Below are 13,890 nucleotides of genomic sequence, written 5' to 3' on the forward strand. Positions count from 1 at the left end.
GCAGGCTCACTCCTACAGTTTTCGGGCCTTGCCAAATCCTGGGCAAAAAAAATCCCAGGCAGCTGATGGACGCCTGGGACTTAAAAATGCATAAACCGTGGTGGTGAACGCGGGGCGAATATTACTGAATATTTCCCACTGTAACAAGATGTTTTAATTAACCATAAAGTTACTAAGGTTTCTAACCCCTTATATATCCACACATTTTTTGAGGACGCCTTACATAAACCAGCGGTATTCCCGCGCGCTGATCTCATTCATATAGGCCAAGTGGTCCTGACGCTTGTTCTCGCAATAAACGTCGACAAACTCCGCGCCAAGGCCTTCGCGCAGTGATGCGTGACCTTGCATCGCCTGCACGGCTTCGAGCATTTGCGTCGGGAAATCGATGCCGCTGGAGCGATCTTCGTTCAACGGTGCGATCGGTTCGCGGCTCGCTTCCAGGCCCTGCTCCAGACCCACCAGGATTGCCGCCAGTACCAGGTACGGGTTGGCATCGGCGCCCGCCAGGCGATGCTCGACCCGCAGGTTTTTCGCATCCGAATCCGGTACCCGCAGGCACGCGTCGCGGTCTTCAAAGCCCCAGCTGGCGCGCGTGGCGGTGTTGACCGTACCGCTCAAGCGGCGCATGGCGTTGTGGTTCGGGGCAAAGATCGGCATGCAGTGGGGCAACACCTCCAGGCAGCCGGCGACGGCATGGCGCAGCGGCTGCTGGTCGTTGGCTGCCAGCAGGTTGTTGCCCGCCTCATCGTAGAGGCTGACGTGCACGTGCATGCCGCTGCCAGGATGCTGCACATAAGGTTTGGCCATGAAGCTGGCGCGGTAGTTGTGCTTGAGGGCCACGCCCCGGGTGCTGCGACAGAACAGGGCGGCCCAGTCGGCGGCGCGCAGGCCGTCATCAAGATGGCCGAAGTTGATTTCGAATTGACCCGGTCCCAATTCCGCAGTGATCACCGTGGTCTCGATGCCCTGCTCCCGCGCGGTTTCGACCATATCGTCCAGCACCGTGGAAAAGCGCGACAGGCGTTCAATGTGCATGTTCGGCTGGTCATCGGCATCGTCGCTCAGCGGGTCCCGGGCAAACTGCGGCAAGCCGTCACGCAGCTGGCGATCGAACAGATAGAACTCCAGCTCAAACGCCACCACGGGGAATATCCCCTTGCCCTGGAGCCGTTGCAGCACTTGCGCCAGCACCTCCCGGGGCTCGAACTCGATCGGGTTGGCCGTGCCGTCGGAGGTAATCAGCATTTGCCCCAGGGGCTGCTGTTCCCAGTTCACCAGTTTCAACGTACCGGGCACCAGGCGGCGGGCCGCGTCCGGGTCGCCGTCGTTGAAACAGTAGTCGCCAATTTTGAACAGCCCGCCCTGGGTGCCCAGCAACACGCAGTTCTGCGGCAGCTTCAACACACCGCCAGCCGCGACCTTTTCCAGCATCTCAATCGGGTAGCGCTTGCCGTAGAAATGCCCGGGGATGTCCAGGGCGATCAGGTCGACATAGCGCACTTCGGGAAAGCGCTGACGAAACGCACGTACTTCAGCAACCAGATCAGAGCAGACAGCATCCATCATTGTGTTCCTTGTTGTTTTATCAGGTGTAGACCCAGAGCACGCGGGTAAGCCGGTCACCGAGATTGCCGTAGCGGCAATGGGTGTGACTGGCCAGTTGAAAGCTGTCGCCGGTGCCCAAGGTCACGGGCTCGGCGTCATCCAGCCACAGCGTCAGCTCGCCTTCGAGCACGTAACCACCCTGCTCCGAGCTGTCGTTCATGTGCCGGTCGCCGCTGCTCGCGCCCGCTTCCAGCCGGCTTTCGAGCATCGAGAAGGAAGCGCGCATTTTCGGCGAGACCAGGATGTCGGTGATGCCGTCGGCGTAATACAGGGTGCGGCGCTCGTCCGGGCGAGTCACCCAGGGTAAGGCCATGGGTTTGGGCAGGCTGTAGAAATAGGTGGTCGGCACGCCGAGGGTTTCGCTGATCGCAGTCAGGTCTGCCACCGTCGGCCGGGACAATCCGCGCTCGACCTGGGACAGGAACCCGACTGAGCGACCGATCTTGTCCGCCAGATCCTTGAGCGTGTACTTTTTGTGTTTACGCAGGTCCTGGATCAGGATCGCCAGCGCCGATATTTCTTCTTGCATGTCCATCTGATGGCTCCGGAAAATGTGCGGTTCAGAGACGGTCGCGCAGTCGGTACCAGGCTTTGCCCACGGCTTCCAGCGGCGCGGCCAGGTATTTGCCTCCGGGAAAACGCTGATTGACCAGGCCCTGATACAGCGCGAGTTCGTCGGGCTGGCCGAGTATCGCGTCAGACACCGCGCGGGCCCCGGCCAATGTCGGCAGTACGCCATGTCCGGAGTAGCCCTGCAGCCAGTAGAGGTCAGCGCGGCGGCCGATGTCCGGCGTGCGCTTGAGGGTGAGGTCGATATGCCCGCCCCAGGCGAACTCGAGTTCGACGCCCTTGAGTTGCGGAAATACCCGCTCCAGGAAAGGTCGGGTCGCGGCCGCGATGTCCCTGGGCATGCCGCCCAGATAAGTGCAGCCGCCGCCGAACAGCAGGCGGTTATCCGGGGTGCGGCGAAAGTAGTCGAGTACAAATTGGTTGTCGGTCACGCAGACATTGCGCGGCAGCAGCGCGCTGGCCTGGTGGTCCGGGAGCGGCACCGTGGCCACCTGGTAGGTGCCGACCGGCAGCACGCAACTCGACAGTTGCGGATCAAGCTGATCAAGGTACGCGTTGCACGCCAGCACCAGCACATCGGCCCGAATGCGCCCGCGTTCCGTAGTGACCACGTAGCCGCCGCGATCCTCGCGATAATCGAGTGCCTTGCTCTGTTCGTGAATGCGTCCGCCGGCACGCTCGATGGCGGCCGCCAGGCCGAGTGCCAGCTTCAGCGGATTGAGGTGCCCGCCTTCAGGGTCGAACAACCCCGCCTGGTAGCGGTCACTGGCCACCCAGTGCGGCAAATCCGCCCGTGGAATGAACTGCAATGCATCGTGGCCCCACTTGTGGCTGGCCTCGTGCTGCCACTCTTTCAGCAGGCCGACCCGGCGCGGCATCACAGAAGTCCAGAGGTGACCGGGCCGGTAATCACAATCGAAATAATGCCGACCGGGCAAGTCACGCAACTCCCTGGCGGCCCAGCGCATGCTGTCCCACAGACGTCGCGCCCGCTCATGGCCGAGTGCGGCCTCCAGCGGCGGCATGTCACAGGACCAACCGAGAATCGCCTGCCCGCCATTGCGCCCGGACGCCGCCCAGGCCACCCGGCTCGCTTCCAGCACCGTTACGCGCTTGCCGGCCAAGGCCAGGCGCAATGCCGTGTGCAAACCGCTGAAACCGGCGCCGATGATCAGCACCTCCGTGCCCTGCTCGCCCTCCAGCGGCTCACGCTCCACCAGTCGATCGGCGCAGGCGTGGGCGTAATAGCTGGCGACGTGCTGGGGGGATTGGTGAAACATGCGGGCCTCATGAAATTTTATTATTTGAATTTCATGAAAATTTACACGGGTTATTTCATTCAGGCAATCGGAATCAGCGGATCGGCAGCGGCCCAGGCGGTTTCGCGGTTGGCGGCGGGTGGGTAGATCCACTGGGTGTTGATCTGCGTTTTCAGCGCCTTGCCTTCCTGACGGACCAGCTTGACCTGGCGATCCCACCCTTCGGTGTACACCGCACCCCAGGCCCCGAGGTCCAGGCAGGTCACGTATTTGGGCTGGCTGTAAGGCGTCGGCGCAACGCCGAGGATTTGGGCGGCGACGTTGTTGCCGGCATGGCGGCCGAGGACGATGGCATGCTGGCACGTCATCAACGCATGGTTACCGATGTCGTCGGAGGCCGCGTAAGCCACATCGCCAGTGGCAAAGATGTCGTCCTGGCCGATCACTTGCAGATGGCTGTCGACATGCAGGCGGCCCAAGGAATCGCGCTCGCCGGGGATCTGTTCGGTCAGCGCGCTGGCACGCACACCGGTGGTCCAGATCACGGTACTGGCTTCGATCCGCTGCCCATCGGCCAACGTCACGCCATTGGCATCAACACCGGCAACCGACGACTTCAAGCGCCACTCCACGCCCACCTCGGCGCTCGCCTCAGCAATCGACACGCTGATCTCGGCACCCATCGACGCGCCAATTTTTTCGCCACGATCAACGATGATCACTTTGAGATCGGCGCGGTCGCCGAGAATGGCGCGCAGCCGGGCGGGCATTTCAGTCGCGGTTTCAATTCCGGTAAAGCCACCACCTGCCAATACCACGGTATTGCGCGCGGCAGTGTCCGGCTGGTGAGCAAGGGATTCGAGGTGTTGTTCCAGGCGCACCGCCTGTTCGATCTGGTCGACATCAAACGCATGCTCACTGACACCCGCCGTGCTCGGCGTCGCCAGGCGGCTGCCCGTGGCCAGAACGAGTTTGTCGTAGCTGCACACTTGTCGGGTGCCCGCCGCATCCAGGTAACCGACCTGCTTTTTCGCTACATCGATGGTCTCGGCCGAGCCCTTGATGAAGCGCACACCTACCGCATCAAACAGCTCGCCAATCGGCGCGGCCAGTTGGTGGGCATTAGGTTCATAGAAGCGCGGACGCACCCGCAGTTCGGCCTGCGGGGCCAACACCGTCACTTCAACGCCATCGTGACCGTGAATATCGAACAGGCGCGTGGCGCTCAACGCAGTCCACATGCCACCAAAACCTGCGCCGATTACCAGGATGTGCTGTTTCATTTTTGCTCCAGGGGAAGACCCGATAATGAAGTTGTGAGAGGTCACGTTGAATGATCACCGCGCCGCACCGAACAACTACGACTGTATTAGTCCTAGTTACTCAACGCAATCGGTATTTTTTGATAACCGCCATCGACGCGGCTGATAACCAACGGATCACAACACTTTAGAGACATAAGCCATGAGTTCGAGCATCACCTGGCATTGCTCCTCACACGCCCTGCTGATAAGATTGGCGACAACTTTAGTCGGAGATCCGCATGTCTCTTTACAGCGCTGGCGTCGAGTACGGCATTCATTGTCTGATCTTTCTGGTAGGCAATCGTGGCGAAACCCGCGAGGCCAGCGTGCGCGACCTCGCCGAACTGCAAGGCGTGCCGCTGGACTACCTGGCGAAGATTTTCACCAAACTGGCCAAAGCCCAGCTGGTGGTTGCGACCGAGGGCGTGCGCGGCGGGTTCAAGCTCGCCCGGCCTGGCGACGAGATCAGCCTGCTGGATATCGTCAACGCGATCGACGGCCAGAAGCTGATCTTCGACTGTCGCGAGATCCGCGGCCGCTGTGCTTTATTCGAAGGGAATACGCCCGAGTGGGCGGTGGATGGACACTGCTCTGTGCACAGCGCCATGCTGGTCGCGCAAAAACGCATGGAAGAGGCGCTGGCGCAGCAGACCATCCTGGACCTGGCGCGCAAGGTCGGGCGCAAGGCCCCGGTGGCATTCGGCGAGCAGGTAGACACCTGGCTCAATGATCGGCGGGAGAAGAAAAGTGCCAGCCCTCAAGGTATCCCACTGACCGACATCAGCGATTGAACGCTACAGGCAGTCGCGCACGGCTTTGCGCAATGCACCCGACTTCGCCCAAGGTGGCCCCTGGTACAACGAGACCCGACTGCCGTCCTTGTTTTTCACGATGTCGAGAATCTCGTCGGCGGTAATGATCCCGGGGGCGTTGATTCGGTAGCCGTTGGAGATCGAAGTCTGCCGGGTAGACGAGACTTCCTGCTGCCATAACGGCAGCACGCAGGCGGCGTACTCCTTGGGCGGCTTCTCGCTGTACTTGCTGACGTTGGGTTCACCCGGAACCACGGATGCGGGCAACGAACAACCCGCCAGTGACGCCAGCAAGACCGCTGCGATTAGCATCCGCATGAGGCTTTCCTTCGCTTAAAAAGGAAAATGTAGCGCGTCCCGGCGCATACATCCATTCGATACACAAAAGCTCATCAATGCGCTCTGTCTTCGCCTGCGGCTGGATAGGACCGCGTATTGAGGTAAGTCATCCAGCGTTCGTAGGCCTCGTGTTGCCATTGGGTGACCCGCTCCCACTCCGGGCCGCTGAGTTGATGAGCCGAAATCAGCTGCATCATTTGCGTAGTGGCCGCGTCCAGATCAACGATCAGCTCGTGCGCATGAAATCTGAAATCATCGGTCGTCGTCATTTGAATTGGCCTGGCATCCGAGCGCAAAATCGCTACTCCAGTACGACATCGCGCCTGCAGGTTAGGTTAACTGTCCCGACCAAAGGCAGCTCGTCGCAGCGCACCAACGCATCCGCCACAGCCGTCTAGTATGTCGAGACGGAGAATTATTGCAGGAGGTGAGCATGTGGCTTAACGAATCGGAACAGCAGCTTCGGCGAGACTTGCAGGGCGTTGCTTCGGACTTGCGCTGGTCGGCGGTGGAGCTTTTACGCATTGCCGAGCAATTGCAACAGGCGGGAAATGAGGTGGACGCAAAGGCGGCCAAACGCCTCTGTGAAGTCCTGCAGGGGGATGAACAACGCCTGGCGCTATATGCCGGGGAGGTCAAGGCCAGGGCGATCACTCGCCACCAGGCGCACTGAATGATCAGATGGCGAGGGAGCGGACTCTCTCGCCAGCGCTGCGTAAGACCCGCCAGGGGCCATTATTTACGCTGAGTACGTCGTAACCGTTCATATGCATCTTGTTCAGCATCGGTACACTCATGACAACCTCCATTCAGGCATTCTTGACCAGAATTGACCTGCCTACCTTACACCTGCAACCGTGAGGGTGCTGACCAGACGTCGCGGCGTCAGAGTTGGCACTTTCACCTTCATCCCGGGCTCCAATCATCTGAAAGCCCACGCTGCACGGTCTAAATATTGCAGTTTCATGGCATTTTTGTGACAGACAGTATTTGGATAGAGCATGAAAGTACGCGCAACCGTCATCTGCGAGCAGGATCGCCATATCCTGTTGGTCCGCAAGCATCGCTGCCGCTGGACATTGCCTGGAGGCAAGGTCGAGCCTGGCGAGAGCATTGCCGACGCCGCCGTTCGGGAACTCCAGGAAGAAACCAGCCTGAGCGTCGACGGGCTGCTCTACCTGATGGCCCTGGAATCGGGTGCCACCCGGCACCACGTTTATGAGGCGTCGGTGCTCAATTTGGATGAGGCTCGCCCGCAAAATGAAATCGTCGACTGCCTGTGGTTTCCGCTGGACGCGGTGCAGAACCTGAACACCAGCGACGCCACGCTGCGGATCGTCAAAGCGTTTCAGCGTCGCCTGTGAACGTTGATCAGGCCTTGGCCAGTGCCGTTGCAGCCTTGTCGATAAACGCCGCCACCTCGGCGGGCATCGACGCCAGTGACACATGGCTGGCGCGTGATGTCAGCCCTGGTCGCCGCCGCCTACGGGCATGGTCATTCCGGTGATGTAGGACGCGTCGTCGCTGGCCAGGAACAGGATAGCTGCTGCCTGCTCATCCAGCGTGCCGTAACGTTTCATCAAGCTGCTGTCGATCGTCTGATCGACGATCTGCTGGTACCACACCTTCTCTTCGGCACTTTGTTCGGCGCTGTTGCGCGGGATGGCTCGCGGAGGTGCATCGGTGCCGCCGGGCGCCGTCGCATTGACCCGTATGCCGCGGCCGGCGGTTTCGAACGCCAGGCAGGCGGTCAGTGCATTGACCCCGCCTTTCGCCGCGCCGTACGGCACACGGTTGATGCTGCGGGTGGCGATGGAGGACACGTTGACAATCGCCCCGCTGCCCTGTTCCAGCATGAACGGCAGTGCGGCATGACAGCACCACAGCGTCGGGAACAGCGAACGGCGCACTTCAGCCTCGATCTGCTCGGCTTCGTAGTGCTCGAACGGTTTGGCCCAGATGGTGCCGCCAACGTTGTTGATCAGGATGTCGAGTCGGCCGAAGTGCTCGATGGCGGTTCGCATCACGCGGGTGCACTCGCCGTATTGCTCGAGGTCGGCGGTCAGCGCCAGCACCTGGCTGTGCCCGGCCAATTGTTGTTGCACCTCGAAGACCAGTTCGGAGCGGTCGACCAGGATCAATCGGGCGCCTTCGGCTGCCATGCGCTCGGCAACTCGTCGACCGATGCCTTGGGCGGCGCCGGTGATCAGTGCGACTTTTTCGTGAAATCTGTGCATGTGTACCTCGATATCTCGGGTGCCATATTTTTTTTGTAGGAGTGAGCCTGCTCGCGATAGCAATTTCACGGGCGACATACCACGCTGAATGTTCCGCCGCCATCGCGAGCAGGCTCACTCCTACATGGGATCGCTGTGGGGCGAGAATCACGCCGCGCTGGCGGCGAACTTTTCGTAGTAGAAATTCGCCGGCGCAATGCCCTGCTCGCGAATGTACTGGCTGACAGCTTCGACCATCGGCGGCGGGCCGCACAGGTAGACATCGACGTCACCGTCGTTCAAATGTTTGGGTTCAATGTGCTGGGTCACATAGCCCTTGAGCGGATGCTGGCTGTCAGGGCTGGCCACGCAGGCGCTGAAGCTGAAATTGGGGATGCGCGCGGCGAAGGCTTCCAGGCGATCCATTTCCACCAGGTCAAAATCATTGGTCACGCCGTAGATCAGATGCAGCGGATATTCACTGCCCTGCTCGGCGATTTTTTCCAGCATTGCGGTGAACGGCGCCAGCCCGGTGCCGCCGGCCAGCAGCAACAACGGCCGACGGATGTCGCGCAGATAGAAGCTGCCCAGCGGGCCGGCCAGGCTCATGCTGTCGCCGGCCTTGGCCATGCCGGTGAGGAAGCTGCTCATCAAGCCGCCCGGCACATTGCGAATCAGGAAACTGACCTCGCCGTCACGCTGCAGCGAGCTGAATGAATAGGCACGGGTCTGGGCGCTGCCCGGCACCCCAAGGTTCACGTATTGGCCCGGCAGGAACACCAGTTTGCTCAACGCTTCGCCCTTGATCGACAGCACGATGGTGCTGTCGGACAACTGGCGCACGGCACTGATAGTCGCCTCGAAACTGGCCTGGCGCGTGCGGCAGACGTCGGAAGACGCCGGCACCCGCACCACGCAATCGCTCTGCGCGCGCATCTGGCAGGTGAGGACAAAACCCTGCTCGGCTTCGTCGGCCGTCAAGGCGTCCTCGATGTATTCCTCGCCCAGATCATAACGACCGGCCTCGGCAAAACATTTGCAGGTACCGCAGGCGCCGTCACGGCAATCGAGCGGGATATTGATGCCCTGGCGGTACGCGGCGTCGGCCACTGTTTCACCAGGATTGGCGTCGATGAACCGGGTGACGCCGTCTTCGAAATTGAACGCGATGGAATGAGTCATGGCGACGGCCTCACAAGTGGTAGACATCGATGACCTGGCGAACGTAGTCGTTCTTCAGGATCACTTTCTTGGCCTTGATCAGCGGGTTTTCACCGCGCATGTCCAGGGTGTAGAAGCTGCTGCCGAAATAGCTGTCGACGGTCTTGTAGCGAAAGCTCAGGGTGTGCCAGTTAAAGCGCACCTTGCACAGGCCGTCAGCCTGTTCCAGCAGCTCGATGTTGCTGAGGTTGTGCGAAGTGCGAGTGTCCGGCACGCTGGCGCTGGAGCGCTCGGTCTTGATGCGGAATACGCGGTCTTCAAGGCCGGTGCGATTGCCGTACCAGATCAGCGAGATTTCCCGCTGCGGGTCTTCGCTCAGTTCGTCGTTGTCGTCCCAGGATGGCATCCAGAAGGTGGCGTCCGGGGCGTACAGCTCCAGCCACTCATCCCACTGGCGGTCGTCGAGATAGCGTGCTTCGCGGTAGAGGAAATCGCGCACGGCTTCGTAGGTAATGGTCATCACACGGACTCCACGGCAATCAGCTTCGACTGCTCGGCGGCCAGCGCCTTGAGCATGGTCTGCTGCCAGTACTTGTGCTGCAGCACGAACAGGCCTTCGTCCTCGGTGCGCACGCCGCTGAGCAACGGATGCAGGTCGATTTCCTTGGCGGCTTCATCGGCGCCCTCGACCCAGTGCTCGGCACCACGGGACATGTCGTTCCAGCCGGTCACGCTACCTTGGTAACCGGTCTGGCAGGAACGAAACTCTTCAAGATCGTCCGGCGTGGCCATGCCACTGACGTTGAAGAAATCTTCGTACTGGCGAATCCGGCTGGAGCGCGCGTGATCGCTTTCGCTTTTGGGGGCGATGCAGTAGATGGTGATTTCCGTGCGGTTGACCGAGATCGGCCGGGCGATGCGGATCTGCGAGCTGAACTGGTCCATCAGGTATACGTTGGGGTACAGGCACAGGTTGCGCGAGTTTTCGATCATCCAGTCGGCGCGAGCCTTGCCGAAGTCCTGGGCGAGTTCGTCGCGACGTTCGTACAGCGGACGGTCCTCGGGGTTGGCCCAACGGGTCCAGAGCAGCATGTGGCCCTTGTCGAAGGAATAGAAACCACCGCCCTGCTTGGCCCAGCTGCCGGCACTCATGGTCGGATTGGTATCGCCGGCCTCGCGCTGCTTGCGCTGGTTCTGGGTGGCGGCGTAGTTCCAGTGCACGGAGCTGACGTGGTAGCCGTCGGCACCGTTTTCGGCGGTGAGCTTCCAGTTGCCTTCGTAAATATAGCTGGAGGAACCACGCAGCACTTCCAGGCCATCGGCGGACTGGTCGACGATCATGTCGATGATCTTGGCCGACTCGCCCAGGTGTTCTGTCAGCGGCACTACGTCGGCCTTGAGGCTGCCGAACAGGAAGCCGCGATAGGACTCGAAACGCGCGACTTTGGTCAGGTCGTGGGAGCCTTCGCAGTTGAAGCTGGCCGGGTAGCCAGCCGCAGCCGGGTCCTTGACCTTGAGCAGCTTGCCGGAGTTGTTGAAGGTCCAGCCGTGGAACGGGCAGGTATAGGAGCTCTTGTTGCCGGACTTGTGGCGGCAGAGCATCGCGCCGCGGTGACTGCAGGCGTTGATGAAGGCATTGAGCTCACCGTCCTTGTTGCGCGCGATGAAGATCGACTGGCGCCCCATGGTGGTGGTGTAGAAATCGTTTTTGTTGGGGATCTGGCTTTCGTGGGCGAGGTACAGCCAGTTACCTTCGAAGATGTGTTCCATCTCGAGGTCATACAGGCGCGGGTCGGTGAACATCTCGCGTTTGCAGCGATAGATGCCCTGCTCTGGATCGTCTTCAAGCAGGGATTGCAGGTATTCGGGTCGCAGGGTCATGGCCGCCGCCTCCATTGTTTTTATTCAGGCAAGGCTCATGCTAGGACGGGGGGACTGGAGTGGACTATCCGCTGGGTGCAGACCTTTATCCGATTAGTGCAACGCAAGTTTCAATGTTTGCACAATCTCTGTAGGAGCTGCCGAGTGCAACGAGGCTGCGATCTTTTGACCTTGCTTTTTCAAAATCAAAATCAAGATCAAAAGATCGCAGCCTCGTTGCACTCGGCAGCTCCTACAGGAGGATGCGGTGTTGCGGGTTCAATGCCGGCGCTTGAGGGTGTCCGAGGGCAGCTCGCCGAACTGTTTGCGGTAGCTGTCGGAGAACCGTCCCAGGTGCAGGAAACCGTAATCCATCGCCACTTCGGTGACGTTGCGCACGATGCAGGTCGGGTCGCTCAGGCAGGCGTTGACCCGTTCCAGACGCTTCTGGCGGATGTAGTTTTTCGGTGTGGTACACGCGTTGCGCTCAAACAGGCCGTACAAGGAACGCAGGCTCATGCTGGCCTGGCGTGCGAGTTCTTCGCTGTCGATCTCCTGCTTGAGATTGCGCGCAATGTAATCGGCAATGGCCTCGAACGTGGCAGCCTGGGAGCCGAGTTCCAGGCGGATGACGTTGGTCTTCATCAGGCCGAGCATCTTGCTGACGATGATCTGCGCGTAGTGCTCCTGCACCCGGAGGATCTGTTCAGTGGCCTCGGCCTCCTGGCAGATCATCGCCAGCAGGTTGACAAAACCTTCCAGCTCATTGAGCTGATAGCGGTTTTCGAGGAACCGTACGCCCTGCCCCGGATAACGCCAGCGCTGTTCGTTGCACACGGACTCGAACAGCGAGGTGGGCACCTTGAGGATGAATTTTTCGCAATCGTCGGAGTACGTCAGGTCGACCGGATCGTCGGGATTGATCAGCAGCAACTCGCCAGGGGCGAAGTAATGTTCCTGGCCATGACCACGCCACAGGCAATTGCCGCGCAACAACACTTGCAGATGATAGATGGTTTCCAGCGCGCCCGAGGTGACACGAACGCTGCCGCCATAGCTGATGCGGCACAAGTCGAGGCTGGCGAATTTACGATGATTGAGGCTGGCCAGGGGCTGCCCGGCACGAGGCATCCGGATGCAATGGTTGCCGACATGCTGATTGACGTAGCCCGACACCGCGTATGGGTCGGCGTGGTCGAATACAGTGCTGCGCTGACTCAACAGTTGCGCGTGCATCATCGGGGTACTCTCGTTGTTGTTATGGGTGCTACGGACATTCTAAGGTAATACTTGGGGCGGTGTGTCAGTGGGCTGACCTGTGGGGCTTCTGGCCCCTTCGCGAGCAAGCCCGCTCCCACATTGGACCCCATTCTTCCTGAAGAAATACGGTCAAATGTGGGAGCGGGCTTGCTCGCGAAAGCGGAGTAACATTCAACATAGATGTTGAAGTTGATTCCACCTCACGAGCACTCCAAAGATCAATCCTCGAGTGCGCGAACCCGCTCCATCCGCTGCTGCTCTTCAGGCTGAGCCGACGACTGCAAGGTGAAGTCGAAGTCGATTTCCGCAAAACGACCGCTGACACCGTAGTCCGCCGCACGAGCCTGATCTTCGCTGAAGGTGATCTTGGCGATCAACTCGTCACGGGTGGCGTAGGCGAAGTCATCGTGCAGGTACTCATCACCGTCCAGGTTGATCTGGGTGGTCAGGTGGCGATGGTCCGCTGCCGAGATGAAGAAGTGGATATGCGCCGGGCGTTGGCCATGACGACCCAACTGATCGAGCAGTTGCTGGGTCGGACCGTCCGGCGGGCAGCCGTAGCCCGACGGCACAATGCTGCGGAAACGGTAGCGGCCTTCAGCGTCGGTGACGATGCGCCGGCGCAGGTTGAATTCCGACTGGGTGGTATCGAAGTAGGAATAAGTGCCGCCCGTGTTCGCGTGCCAGACATCCACCACGGCACCAGCCAGGGGTTCACCGGCGGTGTTGAGCACCTGGCCCTGCATGAACAGGGTCACGCCCGGATCCACGCCGTCGTCCAGGCGCGCTTCCAAGTCCGACAATGGCGCACCGGCCACATACAGCGGGCCTTCAATGGTCCGTGGAGTGCCGCCAGCCTTGCCGGCCTGCTCGTCTTCGGCGTCCATCAGCAAGTCGAGGTAGTGCTCCAGCCCAAGGCCAGCAACGACGAGCCCGGCTTCCTGGCGCGAACCCAGGACGTTGAGGTAGTTGACGGCTTTCCAGAACTCTTCCGGCGTTACCGCCAGGTCCTCGATGATGTTCACCGAATCCCGCAGGATGCGGTAGATCAGCGCCTTGACCCGTGGGCTGCCGGCGTCGTTATGCAGGCCGCTGGCCTCTTCGAGAAATTTCTGTGCTTCGGCAGTGTGGGAAATCTTGACGTTCATTTTAGCGGTTCCTCATCTTGTAATTATTGGCATAGCGAACTGAACAGGCTGGGTTCAGCGGTCATCCTCGCGGATCGACGAAGGATGCCGGCACATCGCGGTGACTTCGATCGCCATGTACGGGTACAGCGGCAATTGCATCAGCAGGTCGTGCAGTTCCTGCACGCTGTCGACATCGAACACGCTGTAGTTGGCATACAGCCCGGCGATGCGCCACAGGTGACGCCACTTGCCCTGGTCTTGCAGGCGCTGGGAGAAAGCCTTTTCGTCAGCCTTCAGTTTGGTCGCCAGCTCGGTATTCATGTCGACCGGCAAATTCACGGTCATCTTTACGTGGAACAGCATGATGCACT

The 13,890-nt window shown here is 60.3% G+C and carries 16 protein-coding genes and 2 pseudogenes; 3 read left to right on the top strand and 15 right to left on the bottom strand.

All coding sequences use genetic code 11. The features are described 5' to 3' along the window. Positions 1 to 219: 219 nt before the first annotated feature. The 4 genes from ACYZTK_RS04115 to ACYZTK_RS04130 are packed head-to-tail and all read right to left on the bottom strand — an operon-like array spanning position 220 to position 4,720. Positions 220 to 1,566 (bottom strand): glutamine synthetase family protein, encoded by a 1,347-nt coding sequence (locus ACYZTK_RS04115; protein WP_462013265.1) that lies wholly within the window; start codon positions 1,564 to 1,566, stop codon positions 220 to 222. Positions 1,567 to 1,588: 22 nt separating this feature from the next. Continuing rightward, complete coding sequence (locus ACYZTK_RS04120) at positions 1,589 to 2,143, bottom strand: helix-turn-helix domain-containing protein (protein WP_462013266.1); 555 nt, start codon at positions 2,141 to 2,143, stop codon at positions 1,589 to 1,591. 25 nt (positions 2,144 to 2,168) lie between these two features. Beyond that, entirely contained in the window at positions 2,169 to 3,458 is a 1,290-nt protein-coding gene (locus ACYZTK_RS04125; RefSeq protein WP_462013267.1) for an NAD(P)/FAD-dependent oxidoreductase, read from the bottom strand. A gap of 59 nt (positions 3,459 to 3,517) precedes the next feature. Next, entirely contained in the window at positions 3,518 to 4,720 is a 1,203-nt protein-coding gene (locus ACYZTK_RS04130) for an NAD(P)/FAD-dependent oxidoreductase (RefSeq protein ID WP_462013268.1), read from the bottom strand. A gap of 260 nt (positions 4,721 to 4,980) precedes the next feature. Between ACYZTK_RS04130 and ACYZTK_RS04135 the strand changes: the two genes are divergently transcribed. Beyond that, positions 4,981 to 5,532 carry an RrF2 family transcriptional regulator gene (locus tag ACYZTK_RS04135; RefSeq protein ID WP_462013269.1) on the top strand — a complete coding sequence of 184 codons (552 nt, stop codon included), beginning with the start codon at positions 4,981 to 4,983 and terminating at the stop codon, positions 5,530 to 5,532. Between the two features lie 3 nt (positions 5,533 to 5,535). Here the strand turns inward: ACYZTK_RS04135 and ACYZTK_RS04140 are convergent, their stop codons facing one another. Together ACYZTK_RS04140 and ACYZTK_RS04145 are read right to left on the bottom strand one after the other, a co-directional pair. Then, on the bottom strand, positions 5,536 to 5,871 hold the full coding sequence (locus ACYZTK_RS04140) for a hypothetical protein (RefSeq protein ID WP_462013270.1): 336 nt from the start codon (positions 5,869 to 5,871) through the stop codon (positions 5,536 to 5,538). Positions 5,872 to 5,945: 74 nt separating this feature from the next. Continuing rightward, positions 5,946 to 6,161, bottom strand: a complete 216-nt coding sequence (locus ACYZTK_RS04145; RefSeq protein ID WP_462013271.1) for a hypothetical protein — start codon at positions 6,159 to 6,161, stop codon at positions 5,946 to 5,948. A 164-nt stretch (positions 6,162 to 6,325) separates the two neighbouring features. Here ACYZTK_RS04145 and ACYZTK_RS04150 point away from each other — a divergent pair, with 164 nt between their 5' ends. Next, positions 6,326 to 6,565, top strand: coding sequence for a hypothetical protein (locus ACYZTK_RS04150; RefSeq protein ID WP_462013272.1), 240 nt, complete (start codon positions 6,326 to 6,328; stop codon positions 6,563 to 6,565). A 10-nt stretch (positions 6,566 to 6,575) separates the two neighbouring features. Here the strand turns inward: ACYZTK_RS04150 and ACYZTK_RS04155 are convergent. After that, positions 6,576 to 6,689: pseudogene (locus ACYZTK_RS04155) on the bottom strand (DUF2188 domain-containing protein); the annotation flags it as partial. A gap of 204 nt (positions 6,690 to 6,893) precedes the next feature. Here ACYZTK_RS04155 and ACYZTK_RS04160 point away from each other — a divergent pair. Further along, on the top strand, positions 6,894 to 7,256 hold the full coding sequence (locus ACYZTK_RS04160; RefSeq protein WP_462013273.1) for an NUDIX hydrolase: 363 nt from the start codon (positions 6,894 to 6,896) through the stop codon (positions 7,254 to 7,256). Positions 7,257 to 7,263: 7 nt separating this feature from the next. On the opposite strand, the pseudogene ACYZTK_RS04165 reads toward ACYZTK_RS04160, so the two are convergent. The 8 genes and pseudogenes from ACYZTK_RS04165 to catC form a co-directional block, all read right to left on the bottom strand. Beyond that, a pseudogene (locus ACYZTK_RS04165) lies at positions 7,264 to 7,368 on the bottom strand (alpha/beta hydrolase); the annotation flags it as partial. Continuing rightward, positions 7,356 to 8,129 (bottom strand): 1,6-dihydroxycyclohexa-2,4-diene-1-carboxylate dehydrogenase, encoded by a 774-nt coding sequence (locus tag ACYZTK_RS04170; RefSeq protein ID WP_462013274.1) that lies wholly within the window; start codon positions 8,127 to 8,129, stop codon positions 7,356 to 7,358. The pseudogene ACYZTK_RS04165 and the gene ACYZTK_RS04170, both read right to left, overlap by 13 nt. Before the next feature lie 147 nt (positions 8,130 to 8,276). Next, positions 8,277 to 9,290, bottom strand: a complete 1,014-nt coding sequence (gene benC / locus ACYZTK_RS04175; RefSeq protein WP_462013275.1) for a benzoate 1,2-dioxygenase electron transfer component BenC — start codon at positions 9,288 to 9,290, stop codon at positions 8,277 to 8,279. Between the two features lie 10 nt (positions 9,291 to 9,300). Beyond that, on the bottom strand, positions 9,301 to 9,789 hold the full coding sequence (gene benB / locus ACYZTK_RS04180; protein WP_462013277.1) for a benzoate 1,2-dioxygenase small subunit: 489 nt from the start codon (positions 9,787 to 9,789) through the stop codon (positions 9,301 to 9,303). Beyond that, positions 9,789 to 11,150 carry a benzoate 1,2-dioxygenase large subunit gene (benA, locus tag ACYZTK_RS04185; protein WP_462013278.1) on the bottom strand — a complete coding sequence of 454 codons (1,362 nt, stop codon included), beginning with the start codon at positions 11,148 to 11,150 and terminating at the stop codon, positions 9,789 to 9,791. The genes benB and benA overlap by 1 nt, the downstream gene beginning before the upstream one ends. A gap of 258 nt (positions 11,151 to 11,408) precedes the next feature. Then, positions 11,409 to 12,368, bottom strand: a complete 960-nt coding sequence (locus ACYZTK_RS04190; RefSeq protein WP_462013279.1) for an AraC family transcriptional regulator — start codon at positions 12,366 to 12,368, stop codon at positions 11,409 to 11,411. 239 nt (positions 12,369 to 12,607) lie between these two features. Further along, entirely contained in the window at positions 12,608 to 13,537 is a 930-nt protein-coding gene (catA, locus tag ACYZTK_RS04195) for a catechol 1,2-dioxygenase (protein ID WP_462013280.1), read from the bottom strand. 54 nt (positions 13,538 to 13,591) lie between these two features. After that, entirely contained in the window at positions 13,592 to 13,882 is a 291-nt protein-coding gene (gene catC / locus ACYZTK_RS04200) for a muconolactone Delta-isomerase (RefSeq protein ID WP_247292946.1), read from the bottom strand. Between the last annotated feature and the right edge of the window lie 8 nt (positions 13,883 to 13,890).

It is taken from the genome of Pseudomonas sp. LB3P31 (assembly GCF_054897945.1).